Below are 20,293 nucleotides of genomic sequence, written 5' to 3'. Positions count from 1 at the left end.
ATGGAAAATGCCATCAGATCCCGTGCGACGGGAAAAAAAGTGATCAATGGTGAGTATGAGACCAGAAAGGTGCTGCTGAAGGTTGGCACTGACTCGGTGACAAAATACTTCAAAGAACGCCGGGGCATGCAGCGGCGTTACCTGACGGAAAAGGCGGCACTGGCACGATTGAAGGGTATTGCCGGGGTCCCCGAACTGATCCGCAGTGCCGATGCTTCACACCTGCTGGAGATGTCGCGCCTGCCGGGCGCCTCGGCAACCGCACTGAACGAACGCAACCTTCAAGGCCTGGCAGCGATTGTCGAAAAAATGCTTTCCGCAGGAGTGGCGCGCCACTCATTGCCAATCCGGGATGTACTGGTCGACGCTGAGGGTAATGTGGGACTGGTGGACTTCGAGCGCGCCACTCTGCGCTCCCGGATCTGGCGCCCCGACTGGGCAATCGCCAAAGCGGTTACCCGCTATCACCTTTACCGCCTCATCTCCGAGCACCAGCCACAGTTGCTCAAGCCGGAACAGTGGCGCCTGGTCAATATTGGCCTGAAACTGCGGCGCGCGGTGAGCTTCTTCCATACCAGCACCCATTCCTTGCGCAAACCGGCTTGATGCCAACGAGCTCTTTCCCGGTTTGCGCGCCGGACAATGTCCTTGGCGTAACATCGGGTCAGCCGTCATCGCGCAACAGTTAATCCCGTGTGGGCAACTCCAGTCCGGGTGGCGATTTTTTCCAGGGGTTACCTTTTGCCGCCATGCGATAGCCCAGGTCGAACAGTTGTCGCATATAAACCGGGTCAAACTTTTCTTGGGGCTTTACGGAAAAATCTGAGGGGATATAGGCGAGATTAAAGTCGTTACCATCCCGTTCACACAGGGCGTAAATCTGGTAGAGATCACCGATACCCTGGGTGCGGATGAGGGAACCTATCGAGCGGGAGGCGATGGGTAATACATGGCTTTTTACCGCGCTGTAATCCGGGTTCAGCAGGGAATTGCGGATCACAAACACCTGCGGCTGCCCCTGTACGTCCAACCGGCTATTGATCTGCCGCCAATCCACCGCGGCCGGATACACAAATACTTGTGAACCACTGCCACCATCCACATGCATCTCTTCGTACATGCGGCCACCGGCACGGACCGGAATCATCACCGGCGGAAACACGCCGGGAATCGAGGCTGAGGCGAGCAGCACTTCCTGTATCAGTTGATGTTTATTTGCGGAGCTACTGTTTGCAATCGCTCCGATATTCCAGATAACGGAACGACCGGCATCGAGATCGAAAGTACCGATCAACAGGCGACGACCCGTGCGGTGTTCCCGCGCTATGGCATCAATCAGTTCCGCATCGACATTTTCGGCAATCAACGCTTTCAGGGGGGAGGTATCGAAGGCGGAGTTCCCTAACAGGGTGGTAATGATGTTGTGCTTTACAGCAATGTCCCGGGTACTGATGGCGGTATAGAGACGTTCCAGCTGGTGATCGTAAGCCGAACCAAGAAAGGCGAAGGGGGCCATAAGCGCGCCGGTACTGACGCCAGTTACCATGGTAAATTCCGGCCGCGTGCCGGCCGCCGACCAGCCGACGAGTAACCCGGCCCCAAAGGCGCCATTGGCGCCACCACCAGATATGGCGAGATAGTCGTGTGGTTTTCCGTAAATCGCCGGATATTCCTCGCGCAATTGCTCGGCGGTGTGGTTGGCGTACATTGACTTGGAAAACTTCGGCCATTCATCACCCCAGAAGCGGGCGTCCCTGACACCATCAACATGCGCGGCTCCAGATAACGCTGCGGGTACGGGATTGCGCTCCGCGAGGCTGACGCAGCCCGCCACCCCCATCAGCAGTATGCCAATAAGCGGCAGAAGTACCCTTCGATGGAACACAGAATGTCGCATAGCGGATTGCAGGGAGCGTCGTATGGCTTGTATACGCTGGCGCATTTTCGCGCCAGATTTGATGACGTGGTTTATCGAAACATCAGCTCAGGGTTCACCATTGATTTCATTTCCAGCACATTGCCATTGGGGTCCTGGATGAAAAAGGTCTCCTGCTCGTATTCGTCGCCCACAAAACGGCGGTAGGGCTTATCCAGATACTCGAGGCCGGCGGCTTCGATACGGGCCTTGAGCGCCTGGAACTCATCGTTGGGCAAATGTGCTCCGAAATGCGGTACTGCCACTGCCCCCATATCCACATCGTGGCGCACACTGGGCAACTGCTCTTTGCTCTGGTGCAGGGTGAGCTCATTGCCCCAGAAGTCGATGTCCACCCAGTGCCCGGCCTCGCTGTTGCCGGTTTTACAGCCCAGCACATCGCAATAGAATGTTTTCGCGACTTCCAGGTCCCCGGCGGGAATGGCGAGGTGCATGCAGTTGGATTTCATAACTCCTCCGGGGGCAGTGGGAATCCGGGTCGTGGCGAATGCGCCGAGCAGGCTGCTTTACAGTTTAGTAAACCGAGCTTGAGAGGGGGTGATCCGTGTCGGGCGCCTTGCTGCAAACGCGCCCGTGGCGGCCCGCTCATCCTTTCGGCCATTCCTCTTTTTCCGTCACAGCTGGTAGATTACCCAGTGCCATTACCCAAGGAATGAGACTATGAAAACAATAATGACTCTCCTCTCCCTGATGCTATCCCTGTTCTGCCTTCCGTCCCTTGCGGCAGAACCGCCAATCTACGGGCAGTCACGCACAATTTCTTCGCACATTCTGGGCGATGACAAGCAGCTGGATATTTATTTACCCGCGATCAGTGCCCTCCCGGATCAGAAGTTTCCCGTGCTCTATCTGTTACACAGCCAGTGGGACATGCTGCCGGCCATTGCCACACTGGACCTGATTGCAAACACAGTGCCGGACTTCATCGTGGTGGGTATTGAAAGCCAGGGGCAAGAACTGGATGTTAAGGCGGGTGACGCAGAATTTGCACAATTCCTGGAGAAAGAGCTGTTCCCGTTTATCGAGCGGGAGTATCCAGCAGCGAGCTACCGGATTCTTTCCGGCCACTCCCATGCCGGGAAATTTGTGATGCAGCAGTGGCTGTCGAATACCCTACCGGTCTCCCAGTATTTCGCCTTCAGCCCTTCCCTGGATGATGGCGATATTCTGCACAAAGTGGAGTCCTTCCCAAGGCAGGCTCTCACCAACCAGAAACCGCTGATACTGACCATGGCCAATGAGGGAGAGCATATGCACGCCCCCTATACCCGGATCAACGCCATTCTGAGTTCCACCAGCAAATTCCGCTACGCATCACACCATTTCCCAACAGAGACGCACCGCAGCACCAAGCATCCCTCCATGAAATTTGCCCTACAGGCAGCGTTCCCGGAGTGGGCGCCAACTGCGGAGGTGAAAATGTCTGGAGCCCCGGGTCTTAAGCGCCACTACGATGCCTTGTCAGCCCGTCACGGGCTAAAGGCAGTGCCATCGGTGGAAATGCTTCAGCAGATTACCGCCCGACACTCCGTCGGCAGTGACGAAGCGGAACGGGCAAAATTGCAGCCGTTATTCGACTATGCCATCCACGACCTGCATGTGCAGCCATCTCGCTTTGTGGAAATTGTGGATTACCTGACGGACAACGGTTACGCAGAGGCCAGTCAGCGCTACCTCGAAGCCCTGTGCGAGACAGATGCCATCCACCCCCGCTGTGGCACGGTAACCCTGGCCAGGAAAAAGTACTGACGCGGGAACCACTATTTTCCAGAAGCCAATAAGCGGAAGGGTGCAGGGGAATCCGTTAGCGGTACTCTCAGCAGAACTCTCAGCGGTACTCTTCGCCACCTGTTCCGCTTATTATCCCGGCGCCCAAACTGAAACACCCTGGAACCGTGCGCTGCGCCCCCGCCTGCGCCAGTGAAAATCGTGAACGGAAATCGTGTTAGACCATGAGTGATTTAAGCACCCCATCAGCGCCCGAAACGTCCACTGAAAATGCACGTCTCCAGAACAGCGAGGCGAGCAGTAGTGAAGTAAGTAGTTGCAGCCCTGCGCCAGAGATACCCGATGCACACGCGCATTGCGCGAACTGTACGGCGCCCCTGCTTGGCCCCCACTGTTACGCCTGCGGCCAGCCGTCCAAAGGGCTGGTGCGCGAACTACCGGAAATGCTTGGCGACTTTCTCAATTCCGTATTTGGCTTCGATTCCCGGATCACGCGGACTCTTGGGCCACTGCTGTACCATCCCGGCTTCCTTACCAATGAATACCTGGCTGGTCGCCGCGCACGCTATGTCAGTCCGGTGCGACTGTTTGTCTTCCTGTGCCTGACGGCCTTCTTCGCTGCCAACCTCAGCAGTGACTGGGGCAGTGCCTTTACGATCAATCAGTCCACGACCTCTCAGGCCATGGGTGATTTCGACCTGAAAAGTGTGGAGCACTCCATTTCAGCCGCCAGCAGTGTGGATGAAGTACTGCGGTTACGGGAACTGGCAATAGAGGAGATTGCCGAGGCGGCGCGGGAAAGTGGCGATTTGCCCGGTGTGTCCGGGCTGTTAAACGGCGTCGAGCAGATAATTCGCCATCACGCAGACCAGCGTATTGCACAACTGGATCCCGCGGCGGTTGAGCGTCTCGCCGAAAACCATCAACAAGAGGAAACCCCGTCACCGCAGATCGACGGCACCTCGTCGGCGATCGATGCCTGGTTTGTTCGCCAGAGCGCGCGGCTGACGATGAATATTTCCCGTATCGAGAAAGATCCGAACCTGCTTAAAGATGCGCTGTTCGGGTCCATTCCCTCGGCACTGTTTATCATGCTGCCCATCTTCGCGCTGTGCCTGAGCCTGCTGTACCTGTTCAAGCGCCGCCTTTATATGGAACACCTGATTGTCGCGCTCCACAGCCACGCCTTCCTGTCGCTGGCGCTATTGCTGGCAGTGTTACTGTTCGACCTGCGGGCCTGGCTCACCGAGCCGCACACCTTGCCACAGGCACTGTTCAACCTGGCGCTTGTCGCGCTGGCTCTGTGGGTGCCGGTCTACCTGCTACTGATGCAGAAATGGGTATACCGTCAGGGCTGGCCGATGACCCTGTTCAAGTATTCGTTGCTCAGCGTGGTCTACCTTCTCCTGCTCAGCATGGCGACCACGATTGCCGGGCTGACCAGTGTTGCCAATTTCTGAATGACACCCCGTTGTAGCTGACCTGGCTGCAACGGGATTGCTCAATTATCAAACAAGTTTCTCGACACCTCTTCATCGCCACCGTATAGTGCGCGGCCCGCCATAGCGCAGGGTTAATTAACCCTTCAGTCATGGCGACGCCGGCGACTCACGCACTTGCAGCCGCCAGCGACCATTCACTTGCAAGCTCCCGGGAATACACTCTTGATCACCACCGCGAACATCACCATGCAGTTCGGTGCCCAGCCGCTGTTTGAAAATATCTCCGCCAAGTTCGGCAACGGCAATCGCTATGGCCTGATCGGAGCCAATGGCTGCGGCAAGTCCACCTTTATGAAGATCCTGAGCGGTGCCCTGACGCCCACCGCTGGCAATGTATCCATCGCACCCGGATGCACTGTCGGCATCCTGAGCCAGGACCAGTTCGCGTTTGAGGAATACACCGTGGTGGACGCGGTGATCATGGGCGATACCCGCCTGTGGGAGATCAAGCAGGAACGCGACCGCATTTACTCGCTGCCGGAGATGAGCGAGGAAGACGGGATGCGCGTGGCGGACCTGGAAGTGCAGTTTGCAGAGCTGGACGGCTACAGTGCCGAAAGCCGTGCCGGTGAGATCCTGCTGGAAGCCGGCATCGAGGAATCCCTGCATTTCGGCCTGATGAAGCAGGTGGCCCCCGGCTGGAAGCTGCGGGTGCTGCTGGCGCAGGCGCTGTTCGCGGACCCGGACATCCTGCTGCTGGATGAGCCCACCAACAACCTGGATATCCACACCATCCACTGGCTGGCGGAAGTGCTGAACCAGCGCAAATCCACCATGATCATCATTTCCCACGACCGCCACTTCCTGAATCAGGTGTGCACCCACATGGCGGACATCGACTACGGCGAGCTGCGCATCTTCCCCGGCAACTATGAGGATTTTGTTGCGGCCTCCACCCTGATTCAGGAACAGCTTCACGCGGAGAACGCCAAAAAGAGTGCAGAACTGGAAGAGCTGCAGAGCTTTGTAAACCGCTTCTCTGCCAACGCGTCCAAGGCCAAGCAGGCCAGCTCGCGGGCGAAGAAGATGGAAAAGATCAAACTGGAGGAAGTAAAACCCTCCAGTCGGGTCAAGCCCTACATCACCTTCCAGCAGTGCAAGAAACTGCACCGCCAGGCCCTGACCCTGGAAGGCCTGGCCCATGGCTTTGAAGACCTGCCCCTGTTTAGCGGCGGCGAGATGATTCTGGAAGCTGGCGCGCGACTGGCGGTGATCGGTGAGAACGGTGTCGGCAAGACCACCTTCCTGCGCTGCTTGGTGGACCAACTTCAGGCCAACAGCGGTGTCATCAAGTGGTCCGAGAATGCCGCCATCGGCTACTGTCCCCAGGACAGCAGCGCGGACTTTGAAGGCGACCTCACCATCTTTGAGTGGATGACCCAGTGGCGCACGCCCAAACACGATGACCTGGCAGTGCGCGGCATGCTGGGGCGCCTGCTGTTTACCGCGGACGATGCCAACAAAAAGGCCGCGGTATGCTCCGGTGGTGAGAAGAACCGCCTACTGTTCGGCAAGCTGATGATGATGGATACCAACGTGTTGATCATGGACGAACCGACCAACCACCTGGATATGGAGTCCATCGAGGCCCTGAACAAGGCACTGGCCAGCTACGAGGGCACCCTGATCTTCGTCAGCCACGACCGTCAGTTTGTGTCTTCCCTCGCCACCCGGGTGCTGGAGATCAAAGACCGGCAGATGATCGACTTCCAGGGCACCTACGACGAGTACCTGACGGACAAGGCCAGGGCCGCCGCCCAAGCGGCCTGAGCGCAACCGGCAGTGACCCTCCCGTCACATTGCGTCGAATAAGCTGAACGATTAGTAGACAACCAGCCGCCGCCCATATAGAGTGTGCGGCAGCTGGAAAGAAAGCCATATAGCACCACCTATAGTACGACCTAGAATTTCACTGTCTTTACGTAACACCCTCGTCCTGCAGTTTCTACGGTTTCGCTTACATTTCTAAGCAACACCCGCCTCATTAAGAGGCATAAATCTGTTTAAATTTCAGGATGTTAGTTATGTCTGATACCGTTAAAGGAACCGTTAAGTGGTTCGACGAAGCAAAAGGTTTTGGTTTCATTGAGCAGCAGTCCGGCCCGGACGTTTTCGCTCACTTCAGCGCCATCTCCAGCACCGGCTTCCGTACCCTGACTGAAGGCCAGGCCGTTGAGTTCACCGTGACTCAAGGTAAAAAAGGCCCTCAGGCTGAAAACATCGTAGTGGTTTAATTACCTCTCCAGATGTAAGAAAACGGGCCCTTCGGGGCCCGTTTTTGTTTGTGCGATATATGCACCAATCTGATATACACCCGCCTGGAAAACTCCCCTCGAATCCTGTACATTTCGCGATCATTTTTTAACCGATCAGCAATTCTCCAGCCTGATCGCGTCGCGGGACGGACTCCGCCAGCTGCATTTAGAGGTAACCGATGAAGCTGACCAAGTCCCTCCCCCTGCTGGCCAGTGGCCTGCTCTCTGCCCCGCTCTCCCTGTGTGCCAATGCCGAAACCCTGTGGAGCGACAACAGCCTGACCGCCCTGCACGGCAAGGATTACAAGGTTAACTACAGCCTCAGCAGCGACGACAGCACCCGCAATGTGCTGACGTTTGAGCACGTCAGCGGCCACAGCTGGGGCGACTTTTTTATGTTTGCCGACTACCTCTCTTCCGAAGACGGCTCCAAGGAGCTCTACACCGAGCTGTCACCACGCCTGAGCCTGGGCAAGCTGGGTAGTCGCGAGCTGGGGTTTGGCCTGATAAAGGACATACTGCTGGCCGGACAGCTGGAGCTCGGCAACATGGATGACCCCAACGGCCTCACCGCTACCGGCCCGCACTTCACCAACAAACTGGCCGGGGTGGGGTTTGACTTGGCCGCGCCGGGATTCAGTTATCTGCAGGCCAATGTCTATCACCGCAACAACGAAGCCAGGGCTGACAATGAGCAGCTGACCCTGGCCTGGGGCCTGCCGTTCACCCTCGGTAGCGAAGCGTTTCTGTATGACGGTTTCCTCGACTGGGCCAGTGCGTCGAGAGATGTGCATGCGAGTATGAACTTCACCTCACAGCTGAAATGGGATATCGGTGCCCGTGTGGGCAAACCGAAGAAACTCTACGCAGGACTGGAGTACGTGCACTGGAACGACAAGTTTGGCATCAAAGATGGCAGCTTCGGGGTCGATTCCAACGAGCGCAATATCAACCTGCTGCTGAAATATCATTTCTAACCGGAACTACCCCTATACTCCCCGCAATAGACTGAATAAGCCGCGGGGAGTACCACTTGCTACAACTGCGTCATCTAAGCCTCGTTGTAAGCCTCCTTGCCGGGCTCTTGCTTACCGCCTGCGCTAGCCCCTCGCCTCTGGTTTGCCAACCCGGAGAGACACTGCAAACCCAGGATCTCCTGTACTTCGGGACCCACAAAGACGATGGCTTTGTCACTCAAGAGCAGTGGTCGTCTTTTCTCAAAACCACCATCACTCCGCGTTTTTCCGAAGGGTTGACCGTCATTACTGCAGCCGGCCAATGGCAGGACAGCGACGGCAATATCGTGCACGAACCCAGCCACATTCTGTCGCTGGTATATCCGCAAAATCCCCAGAAAGAAGCGGACATCACAGAAATCATCTCGCACTACAAACAGCGTTTTAACCAGAAAACCGTACTACGTGTGAGAAACTTCGCCTGTGTTTCTTTTCGGTAGCAAACCTGTCGGAAAATAACACTGCTCGTTATGGTGGAATTAGAAATTTATTAATTCGTGCCAGAGTCGAATTTATCACTAAATAATTGACATCGTTATACTGCCAAAATAACGATTATTTGTGACCCGCACGTTCGTACCACAAAACTTCATTTCTCCCTTATTTGCAAGAGTATTCCATTTCCGATCCTCGAATATCCCCATCTATGAAAGGAATCACTCAATATACATCCCCGTAAATCTTCGGTAGAGTTTGCGCTTTAAAGGTGCACATACCTTATCAGCTCACATTTCAATTGATGGATATTTGAAAGGGATATTTCAATGAGCCAGGCTCCTGCCAGTTTTTCCGCTGTCACCCCGTACCGCCCCAGTGATGCAGGTCGCTCACTAATGGTGAATGACAAGCATCGACAAATACTAGATGGTCTACGCGAAATTTCACAAGAATCAAGTAGTCGCGGCTATCATGCAAAAGCGGTTACTAGCGCTGTCGATGGCCTTCGCGGATGCGCTTTTCCGGTTAATTCCTATCTAAAAGATGGAAACCCAAATCGTCGCTGCATCGTCTACCCTGACTTTGAAATTGAGTTTGAAGTAGGAAGTTATTACGGCGGGCCTCAAACTGACGTAAGCATTGTCGATATTCGAATTTTTCGTAGCGAAACTAAAACCAATACACGAGCAGCCCTCTGGAATGTCACTCACACTGAAAACGAATCTGGCTCTGAATGGAAACGCAGTCGTGACCCAGAATCGCAGTTAAAGCCCACACCAAAGTGCTCAGGGACAGAAAATGATTCTATAAAAATTGGAATCAATGGATTCTGCAAAGATATTGACCATGCCATATCTATGCTTCCATCTCATATTACCCGAGGCAACGAAACATCATTAGGAAAACTGAAGTCTAGTGGGTACCAACTCTTCTACATTCCACAAAGCAACTCTTACTTCAGAGCCGGGTGGAGTTTCGTGCGGGACCTTGGCCGTACAAGTCCGTCAGATTTTAAGTCCTCCCAAATTTTGGCAAGCCATATGCGAGAAGCACATGAAAATGGGCTATTTATCGAATGGACCAGCCACCGGGGCGGCTCAAAGCCCTTGACTCAAGCCATGAAGCTACTGGCAAAACAAGGCGTAAATGTAGCCGGAAAGCAGAAGGTTTTCCTAAGTGATCACACTTCGAGCCATTTCGAAGCTGATCGAGCTCGCAGAGCTATAGGAATGAATACAACTGACAGTAAATGGCACAACTCCACAAAAGGTATCGCACAACTCGTTGGCGGACAAATATTTGGCGGAGCTAGCCTAGCATGCTCAATAAATGAGTTAATAAATCATACCAAGCGTGAAGAACTAGGTGGAAAAATAGCTGTTATAGGTTCAACTGCCATCGGAGGGGGGATTGCTATAAACTCTACCTACGAAAAAATTGGGAAACTCATTGCAGAGCATGGAGTAAGCCCAGCACTCGCATTGAGCGTGCTTTCAGTTATCGGAAAGACAGCTATTGTCGGCGTAGCCGCTGCAAGCATCCCGAGTCTCAACGAAAACTATCATAACGGGCCGCAGGACCCGATAAAAAACCTGGGAAACAAAATAGGTAAAAAACTTATCCCGCAAGGTTAACCAGGAAAAAAACATGATTTTCGGCACCCAAAAAAACCCCAAAGGCCCCAGCCTCGGAAAATCTAGAACCATAAATAAAAATATATCTGGCCATTCTTTAAAATTTTCTGCGCCTCCCAGTAAAGACCCATTTTCAAACATCGAGAGCTGGGAAGATGAACCGGACAACATTGACTTGTTAGATAAAAACTCTTACAAGCCAACAGAAATTTCTGACAGTGATGTCAACAAACATCTACTGTGGTCGAGAATATATTCCAACATATGGGAATTTCGAGGATTACCCATAATCGATGGTTACTGCGGAAGCTTAACAATGCTCATCAACCTCCATGAAGTTGATGACTTACCTGTTAACGAAAGCCTGCTAAAAGATGAAATTTTAACTAAAGAAGCCATCCGAATCTTACAAATATCCAATGCTAGAGACTTCAACACTGGAATTTCATACGATCCTTTCGACCTGACAGAGCACCAATGGCCCAGCCACATCGGACCGCTTAACTTACAGTGGGTTACGTTAAACAACAACGAATGGCTTTATTTTGAAAACCAGCCACTAGTAGAAAATAAAAACCAATATTTGTGGCATATAGCCATCGACGAAAAGCATTATTTGCGCTGTATATTTTCAATAAAACGTTCTGCCATGAACGCCGGAAATCCATTCCGGATAGAGAATCACGTATCAAAAGATAACTTCTTAGATTTCATGTATAAAATCATGGAAACAATGGAAGTTAATTTATCTGCCGAAAGCGCATCTAGAAAACCCACTGCCCAATCCCATCAAGCAGGCAACAAAAGACCCCATTACAAATTAACACCAGATCAAATTGAAGAAGCCAAACATGTAATGTACATGTGGAGCGCAAAAGGTTTTACAGAAAATGGAAAAGACGAAAACTCTGATCATCGAGCATCACCAGAGGACGTTTCCGCATTTATCGAAAATTACTTGCAACCCCGCCTCCTTCCTGGCGGCCACCCACCGAGCAACTCTTTGAATCTCGACTACAACGAATGTAAACCAAAAACCTCAACCACGGCCTAAGTGAAGTAGATATCCGATATGTTCCCGAGCCAGTGGCACCGACTTCGACTAAAGTACCGCGAAGACACTGTACACTTTATGGCCGGAAGCGGAAATCTTCGCTCACAGTTACACGCTGCCTTTATCCGGCTTGCCGCCCTCGGCGGCAATGTTCAGGCAAAGTTGATGGTGCATCACCACCGACACGGCTGGTTGCAGGTTTGTGATACCGAACAGCGCTATCCCATTATCCAGAATCCTCTGAAACTCGATTACCGACGGCTTTGGTTATCCGTGATCTATACGTTATCCGAGGCCGACAGCTGGCCCTCCGACGAAGAAAAAGCACGGAAAAAACTGGAACGCCAGTCACGACGCCGCGCAGAAGAAGCTAAAGCTAGACGCGAAAGGTTTCGTATCGTAGAAAATAAAAATGATTGAATTGATTAAATTTTTAACAGATGCCTTCAAAGAAATACTATTTTCAGAATTAAACCTTTCAATTGTATTATGCATTACCTTTCTTGAAGGTCTAAGTCATTGGATAAAGCTAGTTCGGACTGATGAAAATCAAAAGCTGCCTTTAGCGCTTGAAATTCCATACTTTGCCGGCCTAACTTACTTTATATCTTCACAACAGCTTCAAGTTTTTATTGCAGCCATAATATTCATAAGATTCGGGAAATTCGCTATAGCTCCGATAATGGATTTATTCTGGAATTATTATCACTACGGAAATTCGCTCAAGAGCTTTTCTTTGAGCAAAGACAATCCGCTAGGCCCCTCACAAAGATTGAAAATCAAACAGTCCGTATCCAAAAAATACTTCTCTTTACGCTTTACACTTCCCAAACGAAATACTAAGCCAAGGCGAGAAAACGAATGGTACTGGTCCGGGCACAAAGAAGAAATCTACATCAGTAAAGCTCTTCAAGAAACAATCAGCGTCCGAACCATTCGGAAATACAACTGGGACTCGCAAATATCACGAGGTTATTTTAACGAAGAGTCTCAACAAAATTATTGCCCAACTCTGATAATTAGCGAAATAGATTTCTACAACAAAGGCGCTTTGCGCTCGAAAGACGATATCAATCGAATAGTATCCGAACTAGTTATAAACGAGTTCCCTCCCGATCGGGTCTCGAATGGAGAGCTTTCACTCTCACTAATCGATAGTTCAATCGATATAGGCATAAGTAAGGAGAATAACTTCTCTCATATTCATCTGGCAATCCAATCATGGGCAACAGTGAGTTATTTGAGAGTTATCACCATACCGATGAAAAATAGAAAATACATCGTATTTTCAATGTTCAACTACCTTACTGACGGGGACTATATTTTTCGCTGCCTTATGAAAAAACTAGAAATTTTCCCTTCCCCACCAAAAGCCAACTTCGATCTAACCGCGTACAAGCCTAATATGGCTGAACTAAATGCCTTAACAAGAAAAATAGCAACGATACATTCGGAGCGATTCGATAGGTGCCAACATCTGAAAAGTTTACGTGATATGAATTTTTTCCGACCGGCCAGGAAATCCCGAAAAACAGAATGTGCACTTTAATTTTTCGCATCCGAACCAAACTATTTTCTTTCATCCGAATGCGTAAACATTAGACACTCCCATAATGTTTTCACAATCCGCGACGGCTTCGGCGATAGCCGCTGGATCGCGACAAAATCACACTCGTACTGGTAGCGCTGTGGGTGTATCGCGCGGATTTCACCCTTCTTTAAAAACGTTTCCGCGTAATGGTCTGGCAGATAGCCGATATAGCGGCCGGACTGCAGGCAGTGAACGATGGCCTCCTGGTCATTGACGGTGATGTCCCGCTCCAGCCCCAGGCGGTTGCCCACTTCCATATTCGGGGAATGGTAGCCGAGGCCGGCGTATTTACAGTCGCGGATGGCATCGTCGTCGATAGAGATGTCTGCCGTACCAAATAGCGGGTGGCGGTATCCGCAGTAGAGGTACATCTGCTCGTAGAAGAGGTGCTGGTACTCGAGGCTGGGCGAGGTTCGGTGGGCGGGAATGACCCCGAGCTGGAAACGCCCCTCCATCACACCGCGCTCTATCTCATTGATCGGCTCGATATGAATGTCCAGGCTCACCTCCGGCGCCAGGTCGTCAAAGCGGCGCAGGGCCTCGCCGATATGCGCCGCGGGGTTGGTCACCATCTTGTCGAACAGGGCAATGGCGATGTGACCGGTCATGCGCTTGTGCACATCGGCCACTTCACCGCGAAAGGTGTCCAGGGAGGCCAGTAGGCGCAGGGTCGCCTGATAGATCTGGCGTCCTTCTCGGGTCAGGGCAAAGCCTCCGCGACCACGCTGACAGAGGGTTACCCCCAGGCGCACCTCCAGATCCTTGATATGCCGGCTGATGGTGGAGCGCCCCACGTTCAGCTCCAGTTCGGCCGCGGAGAAGCCGCCGGCCTCTGCTACCGCGCGAAAGACCCGCAGCAGACGCAGGTCGATATCACTCAGCTGCCCCAGCAGCGCCGCTTCTTTACGTGCCATTTCTAAGCGCCATCTCCCCAAGCCGCCCCAGACCCACACAATGTTTCACATATATGAAACTAAAGATCGATAAATTGCAATTTATGAAACTTAAAAGCTCACCTACATTTACCGCAACCTTTGCTGCAACTACGCAGTCAATCCAATCGGAGAATAAGAGTGAGCGATAAGTTTGCCGGGCTGAGCCAGTCTCAACTGGATGCCCACTGGATGGCCTACACGGGCAACCGCCAGTTCAAAAAGGATCCTCGGATCATCACTGGCGCCGAGGGCTGCTACTACACCAGCGCCGACGGCCGCCGTATCTTTGACGGCCTCTCTGGCCTGTGGACCTGCGGTGCGGGCCATAACCGGGTTGAAATCGCCGATGCAGTAAGTGAGCAGTTACGTACCCTGGACTACGCACCCGCTTTCCAGTTTGGACATCCCAAGGCGTTCCAGCTGGCAGAGCGTATCACCCAGTTTATGCCCGAAGGACTGAACCGGGTCTTCTTTACCGGTTCCGGTTCCGAATCCGCTGAAACCTCCCTGAAGATTGCCCGCGCCTACTGGCGCAAAAAGGGCATGCCCAGCAAGACCAAGCTGATTGGCCGCGCAAAGGGTTACCACGGGGTGAACTTTGGCGGTATCAGCGTCGGTGGTATCGGCGCCAACCGGGCGCTCTACGGCACCGCGGTAGACGCGGACCACCTGCCGCACACGGTGCTGCCCCAGAACAAATTCTGCAAAGGCATGCCGGAAGAAGGCGCGCACCTGGCCGATGAGCTGCTGGAGATGATCGCCCTGCACGATGCCTCCAACATCGCTGCCGTAATCGTCGAGCCCATGGCGGGCTCCGCCGGGGTATTGCCGCCGCCCAAAGGCTACCTGCAGCGTCTCAGAGCGATCTGCGACCAGCACAATATCCTGCTGATCTTCGACGAGGTGATTACCGCGTTCGGCCGCATGGGTGCCGCCACCGGTGCCGAGGCCTTCGGGGTAACCCCGGATATCCTGAATACCGCCAAGCAGCTGACCAACGGCGCGGTACCAATGGGCGCCGTTATCGCCAAGCAGGAGATCTACGATACCTTTATGGATCAGGGCGGCCCTGAGTATTTGCTGGAACTGCCGCACGGCTACACCTATTCCGCGCACCCGGTTTCCTGTGCTGCCGCACTGGCATCCCTGGACATTCTCGAGAACGAGAACCTGTTCGCCCGCGCGGCAGAGCTGGCGGTGATACTCGAAGAGCGCGTGCACCAATTGAAGGGCACACCGCTGGTCACCGACATCCGCAACTGCGGCGTCGCCGCCGGCCTCACCATTGAGGCGGCACCCGGCGAGCCACTGCTGCGCCCTTACCATATCGCGATGAAGATGTGGGAGAAGGGTTTCTACGTGCGCTACGGTGGCGACACTATCCAGCTCGGCCTGCCATTTGTGGCGCAGCCCGAAGAAGTGGATACGCTGGTCAGCGCGCTGGGCGACAGCATCAACGAAGTCGCAAGCGCTTAAAAAATTCAGAGCTAATAGAACTACATTGAATTAAAGAGAGGAAACAACATGAGCATTGTTGGCCATTTTATTAACGGCGAAGTTGTCGAGAGCGCCGAACGCTCTCAGGACGTATTCAACCCGGCCACCGGCGAAGCGGCGAAGCAAGTTGCCATTGCCGCAAAAGAAACCGTGGAAGAAGCCATTGCCGCCGCAGACGAAGCCTACAAGAGCTGGCGCAACACCCAGCCGGCGAAACGCGCCCGCATCATGTTCAAGTTCAAGCACCTGCTGGAAGAAAACGCGGATAAAATCTGTGAATTGATCGGCCAGGAGCACGGCAAAATTTCTCACGACGCCATGGGCGAACTGACCCGCGGTATCGAGAATGTGGAATTCGCCTGCGGTGCGCCGCAGATGCTGAAGGGCGAGCACAGCCGCAACGTCGGCCCGGATATCGATTCCTGGAATGAAATGCAGCCGCTGGGCGTGGTAGCCGGTATTACTCCGTTCAACTTCCCTGCTATGGTACCCCTGTGGATGTTCCCGCTAGCCATCGTGTGCGGCAACACTTTCGTACTGAAGCCCTCCGAGCGCGACCCGTCCTGCTCCCTGTTCCTGGCGCAACTGCTAAAAGAAGCAGGCCTGCCCGATGGCGTCTTCAATGTGGTGAACGGCGATAAGGTCGCGGTGGACACCCTGCTGACCGATCCGCGCGTTCAGGCTGTAAGCTTCGTGGGCTCTACTCCAATCGCCGAATATGTTTACGCCACCGCGAGCGCCAACGGCAAACGCTGCCAGGCCCTCGGCGGTGCCAAGAACCATGCCATCATCATGCCGGATGCGGATCTCGACAACGCCGTCGCGGCACTGACCGGCGCGGCCTTCGGCTCCTCCGGTGAACGCTGCATGGCACTGTCCGTTGCGGTTTGTGTGGGCAATGAAGCGGCGGATGCGTTTATAGACAAAATGGCCAGTGCCATGCAGGGCCTGAAAGTGGGCGCTTACACTGACAGCAGCAACGACTTCGGCCCGGTAATTACCGAAGCGCACATGAACAAGGTGAACGGCTATATCGCCAGTGCCGCGGACCAGGGCGCGACCATTGTCGTGGACGGCCGCAACCCGAAAGTCGCCGGCTACGAAAACGGCTTCTTTGTGGGTGGCACCCTGATCGATAACGTCAAACCCGGCATGACCTGTTACGAAGAGGAAATCTTCGGCCCGGTACTGCTGGTGGTACGCGCGGAATCCATGGAGCAGGCGATGCAGATGATCAATGATCACGAGTACGGCAACGGTACCTGCATCTTTACCCGCGATGGCGAAGCAGCGCGCTACTTCAGCGACAACATCCTGGTAGGCATGGTCGGTATCAACGTACCCCTGCCGGTACCGGTGGCCTACCACAGCTTCGGTGGCTGGAAGCGCTCCCTGTTCGGCGACCTCGGTGCCTACGGCCCGGACGGTGTGCGCTTCTACACCAAGCGCAAAACCATCACCCAGCGCTGGCCATCCAGCGGTGTACGTGAAGGTGCCCAGTTCTCCTTCCCGAGTAACTGATGCCACCACTGAATCGGTGTTGATCCCAGCCTGATTCAGAACAGCGCTTACCCGAAATATTTTTTCGGGTAAGCGCGTTGCCATTTCCCCCTTCATCTGCGCACCAACACGGGCGCCGCGCTGCACCATCTGAATGCAGCATAAAAATCCGAAATTTCTGGACTTGACAGTTTAAAACTTCAGCAAAACTCACTTGCCAGCAGCTTCCACTATCCCGCGACGAACCGCTCCCTCAGCGAGACAAGCCGGCCCGCCCAGTCCTCGGTGACGTGATATAAGAATCAACTTTCCGCGCCATGCGCTGAAATCCCGATTCTAAAAACTCGAATTTCAAAGACACCAATTCCAAGTACAAGAAAGTACCAAGGGGTCCCCATGAACAAGACCGGAAAATTCGCCCTGGGCGTGCTGTGTAGCAGCATTCTCGCCGCCTGCAGCCTGGAGCCTAACCAGCTGCAATCCACCACTACCGCACACGCCCTGGCCAAGCCGGCCGTTGCCCGCAGCGATGCGCCCGGGCTGTCCGAGCAGTATGCCAAGCTGCGCAAGCAACAGATTGCCCAGGTGGATTACAAGCTGTCCGTCACCATCGACAAAGCCGGTGATGCGTTTTCCGGTCGTGTGGTTGCCGACACCCAGTTCCGCCGCAATCTGCTGCAGCCGCTGACCATCGACTTCGCCGGCGGTGAAGTGGAAGGCGTTCAGGTCGACGGCAAAACCGTACCTTTTGCCTACAACGGCCAGTTCATTACCATCGAGCCTGCGCACCTGAAAGGACGCAAGCACGCAATTGCCGTGGACTACAAACACGCCTACTCCACCAACGGTTCCGGCCTGCACCGCTTTGTTGATCCGGTGGACAATGAGGTGTACATGTACACCGACTTCGAGCCCTACGATGCCAATCGCCTGTTCCCGCACTTCGACCAGCCCAACCTGAAGGCGCACTACACGCTCGACGTAACCGCACCGAAGGACTGGAGCGTGATCTCCTCTGTGCGCGAGAGCAAGATCGAAGAAGCCGGTGAGGTAAATCACTGGGTATTCCCGCAGTCCAAGAAGTTCTCTTCCTACATTTTCTCCCTGCACGCCGGTCCCTTTACCGTGTGGGAAGACGATGCCGACGGTATCCCGCTGCGCCTGTTCGCGCGTACAACCCTCGCGGAATACGTGAAGCCAAACGACTGGTTCACCTTTACCAAGCAGTCTTTCGAATTCTTCCAGAAGTACTTTGAAGTGGATTACCCCTTCGTGAAGTACGACCAGGTCATCGTGCCCGACTTCAACGCCGGCGCCATGGAAAACGTGGCCGCAGTAACCTTCAACGAAGGCTACGTTTCCCGCGGTGAAAAAACCCAGGCCCAGCGTATGCGCCTGGCCAATGTGATCGCCCACGAAATGGCGCACATGTGGTTCGGCGACCTGGTCACCATGAACTGGTGGGACGACCTGTGGCTGAACGAGAGCTTCGCCACCTATATGGCCAACCTGTCCCTGGCGGAGAACAGCGAATTCGACAACGCCTGGGAAAACTTCTACCAGGGCACCAAGCAGTGGGCCTACGGCTCTGATCAGCTGCCGACCACCCATGCGATTCAGCTGCCGGTGAAAAACACCGACGAGGCCTTCGCCAACTTTGACGGCATCACCTACGGCAAGGGTGGCTCCATCCTCAAGCAGCTGCCTTACTACCTGGGCAAGGAAGAGTTCCGCAAGGGGGTTTCCAACTACCTGAAGGACCTCTCCTACAAAAACTCCACCCTGGATGACTTTATGGGTCACCTGGGTAAAGCCGCCGGCAAAGACCTGGATGCATGGCAGCAGCAGTGGCTGTACCAGGCCGGCCTCAACACCATTGAAGCCAACTTCCAGTGCGAAGGTGGCAAGATTGCCAGCCTGACCATCAGCCAGTCTGCGCCAGAGGACTACCCGACCCTGCGCGAGCAACGCACCCAGGTCGGCCTGTACAACATGGACGGCGGCAAGATGGTTCTGAGCAAGGCCATCCCGGTAATCTATAAAGGTGCGTCCACCGAAGTCACCGCCGCCAAAGGCGAAGCCTGCCCGCAGATCGTTTACCCGAACGAAGGCGACTGGGCATTTGCCAAGGTGAATCTGGACAAGGTGTCTGTGGATAACATGTCCAAGCACATCAATGACATCGAGAGCCCGTTCACCCGTCTGATGATGTGGCAAAGCCTGTTCGATTCCGTGACCGATGCCAAACTGCCGCTGGATCAGTACGTGAGCTTCGCGGTCAGCAATGCCGGTAGCGAAGAAAACATTAACGTGATCCGCCTGGTTTCCAGCCACCTGGGAGCCTCCTACGGTTACCTGAATCAGGTTGCCATGGACGATGCCAAGCGCACCCAACTGCAACTGGCGATCGAAACCTTCGCCTGGAAGCAATTGCAAAACGCGCCGGCGGGCAGCGATGCACAGAAAACCTGGTTCGGTACCTTTACCGGCGTAGCCCACACTGACAAGGCGCTGGGCAATGCCCAGAACATGCTGCGCGGTGAGCTGAGTATTGAAGGCCTGACTCTGGATCCGGATATGCGCTGGAGCCTGATCGCGCTGTTGAACCAGCACCTCTACGGTGACTACGCCCAGGCGATCAAGTCTGAACTGGAAAAAGACAGCTCCGACCGCTCCCAGTTGAACGCCATCGCCGCGGAAGCCATCCGCCCTCAGCAGGAAGCCAAAGCCCTGTGGCTCGGCAACCTGCTGGACAACCGCGAAGGGTTCAAGCTGGCCCAGCTGAAGTACGCCGCAAGCGCGCTCTTCCCCACCGAACAGCAGGGTCTCTACGAGGCGAATGTTGAGCGGATTGTCGCGGCACTGGACGAGGTTAACTCCAGCGACGCTTCGGAATTTGTCGGCACCTATACCCGCCTGTTCCCGCTGAACTGCAGCGAAAAAGGTGTGCAGCAGATGAGCGAGCTTCTCAATAGCGGAAAGCAACTCAACCCGCTGTTGGAGAAAGCGCTGAAAAATCGTCGTTATAGAAACCAGCAGTGTCTGGACATGGCAGCAGCCATTAACAACAAGGCCGGTTAATCCGGTTCTCGCCGGACAGCCCGGCACAGGAAAGGCCCTTCGGGGCCTTTTTTGTTTTACCTGTTTTTGCCTATCAAAAGGCTTATAAACGGCTACCTGCTCCCCGACTACCTCTGTTACAGGCTA

Annotated in this window: 17 protein-coding genes; 14 read left to right on the top strand and 3 right to left on the bottom strand. The window is 54.2% G+C overall.

What is annotated here, in order from left to right:
• Window positions 1-606, top strand: a complete 606-nt coding sequence (locus GRX76_RS04870; RefSeq protein ID WP_160152281.1) for a lipopolysaccharide kinase InaA family protein — start codon at window positions 1-3, stop codon at window positions 604-606.
• Between the two features lie 79 nt (window positions 607-685).
• Here GRX76_RS04870 and GRX76_RS04865 read toward each other — a convergent pair whose 3' ends face one another.
• Both GRX76_RS04865 and GRX76_RS04860 read right to left on the bottom strand, forming a co-directional pair.
• Entirely contained in the window at window positions 686-1,897 is a 1,212-nt protein-coding gene (locus GRX76_RS04865) for a patatin-like phospholipase family protein (RefSeq protein ID WP_160152280.1), read from the bottom strand.
• 71 nt (window positions 1,898-1,968) lie between these two features.
• Entirely contained in the window at window positions 1,969-2,385 is a 417-nt protein-coding gene (locus GRX76_RS04860) for a VOC family protein (RefSeq protein WP_160152279.1), read from the bottom strand.
• A 211-nt stretch (window positions 2,386-2,596) separates the two neighbouring features.
• Between GRX76_RS04860 and GRX76_RS04855 the strand changes: the two genes are divergently transcribed.
• The 10 genes from GRX76_RS04855 (at window position 2,597) to GRX76_RS04810 (ending at window position 13,112) form a co-directional block, all read left to right on the top strand.
• Complete coding sequence (locus tag GRX76_RS04855; RefSeq protein WP_160152278.1) at window positions 2,597-3,685, top strand: alpha/beta hydrolase; 1,089 nt, start codon at window positions 2,597-2,599, stop codon at window positions 3,683-3,685.
• 203 nt (window positions 3,686-3,888) lie between these two features.
• Window positions 3,889-5,124: a DUF3667 domain-containing protein gene (locus GRX76_RS04850; RefSeq protein ID WP_160152277.1), complete on the top strand. Its 1,236-nt coding sequence runs from the start codon at window positions 3,889-3,891 to the stop codon at window positions 5,122-5,124.
• 204 nt (window positions 5,125-5,328) lie between these two features.
• Window positions 5,329-6,936, top strand: a complete 1,608-nt coding sequence (locus GRX76_RS04845; protein ID WP_160152276.1) for an ABC-F family ATPase — start codon at window positions 5,329-5,331, stop codon at window positions 6,934-6,936.
• 254 nt (window positions 6,937-7,190) lie between these two features.
• Window positions 7,191-7,400: a cold-shock protein gene (locus GRX76_RS04840; protein WP_160152275.1), complete on the top strand. Its 210-nt coding sequence runs from the start codon at window positions 7,191-7,193 to the stop codon at window positions 7,398-7,400.
• A gap of 200 nt (window positions 7,401-7,600) precedes the next feature.
• A complete protein-coding gene (locus GRX76_RS04835) occupies window positions 7,601-8,398 on the top strand; it encodes an outer membrane protein OmpK (protein ID WP_160152274.1) in 798 nt (265 codons plus the stop codon).
• A 56-nt stretch (window positions 8,399-8,454) separates the two neighbouring features.
• Complete coding sequence (locus GRX76_RS04830; protein ID WP_160152273.1) at window positions 8,455-8,877, top strand: DUF3574 domain-containing protein; 423 nt, start codon at window positions 8,455-8,457, stop codon at window positions 8,875-8,877.
• A 324-nt stretch (window positions 8,878-9,201) separates the two neighbouring features.
• Window positions 9,202-10,509 carry a hypothetical protein gene (locus GRX76_RS04825; RefSeq protein ID WP_160152272.1) on the top strand — a complete coding sequence of 436 codons (1,308 nt, stop codon included), beginning with the start codon at window positions 9,202-9,204 and terminating at the stop codon, window positions 10,507-10,509.
• 13 nt (window positions 10,510-10,522) lie between these two features.
• A complete protein-coding gene (locus GRX76_RS04820; RefSeq protein WP_160152271.1) occupies window positions 10,523-11,563 on the top strand; it encodes a hypothetical protein in 1,041 nt (346 codons plus the stop codon).
• A 78-nt stretch (window positions 11,564-11,641) separates the two neighbouring features.
• Complete coding sequence (locus GRX76_RS04815) at window positions 11,642-11,983, top strand: hypothetical protein (RefSeq protein WP_160152270.1); 342 nt, start codon at window positions 11,642-11,644, stop codon at window positions 11,981-11,983.
• Window positions 11,976-13,112, top strand: coding sequence for a hypothetical protein (locus GRX76_RS04810; protein WP_160152269.1), 1,137 nt, complete (start codon window positions 11,976-11,978; stop codon window positions 13,110-13,112). The genes GRX76_RS04815 and GRX76_RS04810 overlap by 8 nt, the downstream gene beginning before the upstream one ends.
• 20 nt (window positions 13,113-13,132) lie before the next feature.
• Here the strand turns inward: GRX76_RS04810 and GRX76_RS04805 are convergent, their stop codons facing one another.
• The gene (locus tag GRX76_RS04805; protein ID WP_160152268.1) at window positions 13,133-14,068 is read right to left on the bottom strand and encodes a LysR family transcriptional regulator; all 936 of its coding nucleotides are present in this window, start codon (window positions 14,066-14,068) and stop codon (window positions 13,133-13,135) included.
• Window positions 14,069-14,278: 210 nt separating this feature from the next.
• Between GRX76_RS04805 and GRX76_RS04800 the strand changes: the two genes are divergently transcribed.
• The 3 genes from GRX76_RS04800 (at window position 14,279) to pepN (ending at window position 20,167) form a co-directional block, all read left to right on the top strand.
• The gene (locus tag GRX76_RS04800) at window positions 14,279-15,565 is read left to right on the top strand and encodes an aspartate aminotransferase family protein (RefSeq protein WP_236250632.1); all 1,287 of its coding nucleotides are present in this window, start codon (window positions 14,279-14,281) and stop codon (window positions 15,563-15,565) included.
• Between the two features lie 48 nt (window positions 15,566-15,613).
• Window positions 15,614-17,107, top strand: a complete 1,494-nt coding sequence (locus GRX76_RS04795; protein ID WP_160152266.1) for a CoA-acylating methylmalonate-semialdehyde dehydrogenase — start codon at window positions 15,614-15,616, stop codon at window positions 17,105-17,107.
• 375 nt (window positions 17,108-17,482) lie between these two features.
• A complete protein-coding gene (pepN, locus tag GRX76_RS04790) occupies window positions 17,483-20,167 on the top strand; it encodes an aminopeptidase N (protein WP_160152265.1) in 2,685 nt (894 codons plus the stop codon).
• Window positions 20,168-20,293: the final 126 nt, after the last annotated feature.

It is taken from the genome of Microbulbifer sp. ALW1 (assembly GCF_009903625.1).
Classification (GTDB): Bacteria; Pseudomonadota; Gammaproteobacteria; order Pseudomonadales; family Cellvibrionaceae; genus Microbulbifer.
Note: the sequence above shows the minus strand (reverse complement) of the source record. Positions and strands in the feature narration are given on the sequence as shown.

Bases quoted from the DNA above. Each gene is read 5' to 3' on its own strand.
- GRX76_RS04870 (WP_160152281.1), top strand. From the start codon at position 1: ATGGAAAATGCCATCAGATCCCGTGCGACGGGAAAAAAAGTGATCAAT.
- GRX76_RS04865 (WP_160152280.1), bottom strand. From the start codon at position 1,897: ATGCGACATTCTGTGTTCCATCGAAGGGTACTTCTGCCGCTTATTGGC.
- GRX76_RS04860 (WP_160152279.1), bottom strand. From the start codon at position 2,385: ATGAAATCCAACTGCATGCACCTCGCCATTCCCGCCGGGGACCTGGAA.
- GRX76_RS04855 (WP_160152278.1), top strand. From the start codon at position 2,597: ATGAAAACAATAATGACTCTCCTCTCCCTGATGCTATCCCTGTTCTGC.
- GRX76_RS04850 (WP_160152277.1), top strand. From the start codon at position 3,889: ATGAGTGATTTAAGCACCCCATCAGCGCCCGAAACGTCCACTGAAAAT.
- GRX76_RS04840 (WP_160152275.1), top strand. From the start codon at position 7,191: ATGTCTGATACCGTTAAAGGAACCGTTAAGTGGTTCGACGAAGCAAAA.
- GRX76_RS04835 (WP_160152274.1), top strand. From the start codon at position 7,601: ATGAAGCTGACCAAGTCCCTCCCCCTGCTGGCCAGTGGCCTGCTCTCT.
- GRX76_RS04825 (WP_160152272.1), top strand. From the start codon at position 9,202: ATGAGCCAGGCTCCTGCCAGTTTTTCCGCTGTCACCCCGTACCGCCCC.
- GRX76_RS04820 (WP_160152271.1), top strand. From the start codon at position 10,523: ATGATTTTCGGCACCCAAAAAAACCCCAAAGGCCCCAGCCTCGGAAAA.
- GRX76_RS04815 (WP_160152270.1), top strand. From the start codon at position 11,642: ATGGCCGGAAGCGGAAATCTTCGCTCACAGTTACACGCTGCCTTTATC.
- GRX76_RS04810 (WP_160152269.1), top strand. From the start codon at position 11,976: ATGATTGAATTGATTAAATTTTTAACAGATGCCTTCAAAGAAATACTA.
- GRX76_RS04805 (WP_160152268.1), bottom strand. From the start codon at position 14,068: ATGGCACGTAAAGAAGCGGCGCTGCTGGGGCAGCTGAGTGATATCGAC.
- GRX76_RS04800 (WP_236250632.1), top strand. From the start codon at position 14,279: ATGGCCTACACGGGCAACCGCCAGTTCAAAAAGGATCCTCGGATCATC.
- GRX76_RS04795 (WP_160152266.1), top strand. From the start codon at position 15,614: ATGAGCATTGTTGGCCATTTTATTAACGGCGAAGTTGTCGAGAGCGCC.
- pepN (WP_160152265.1), top strand. From the start codon at position 17,483: ATGAACAAGACCGGAAAATTCGCCCTGGGCGTGCTGTGTAGCAGCATT.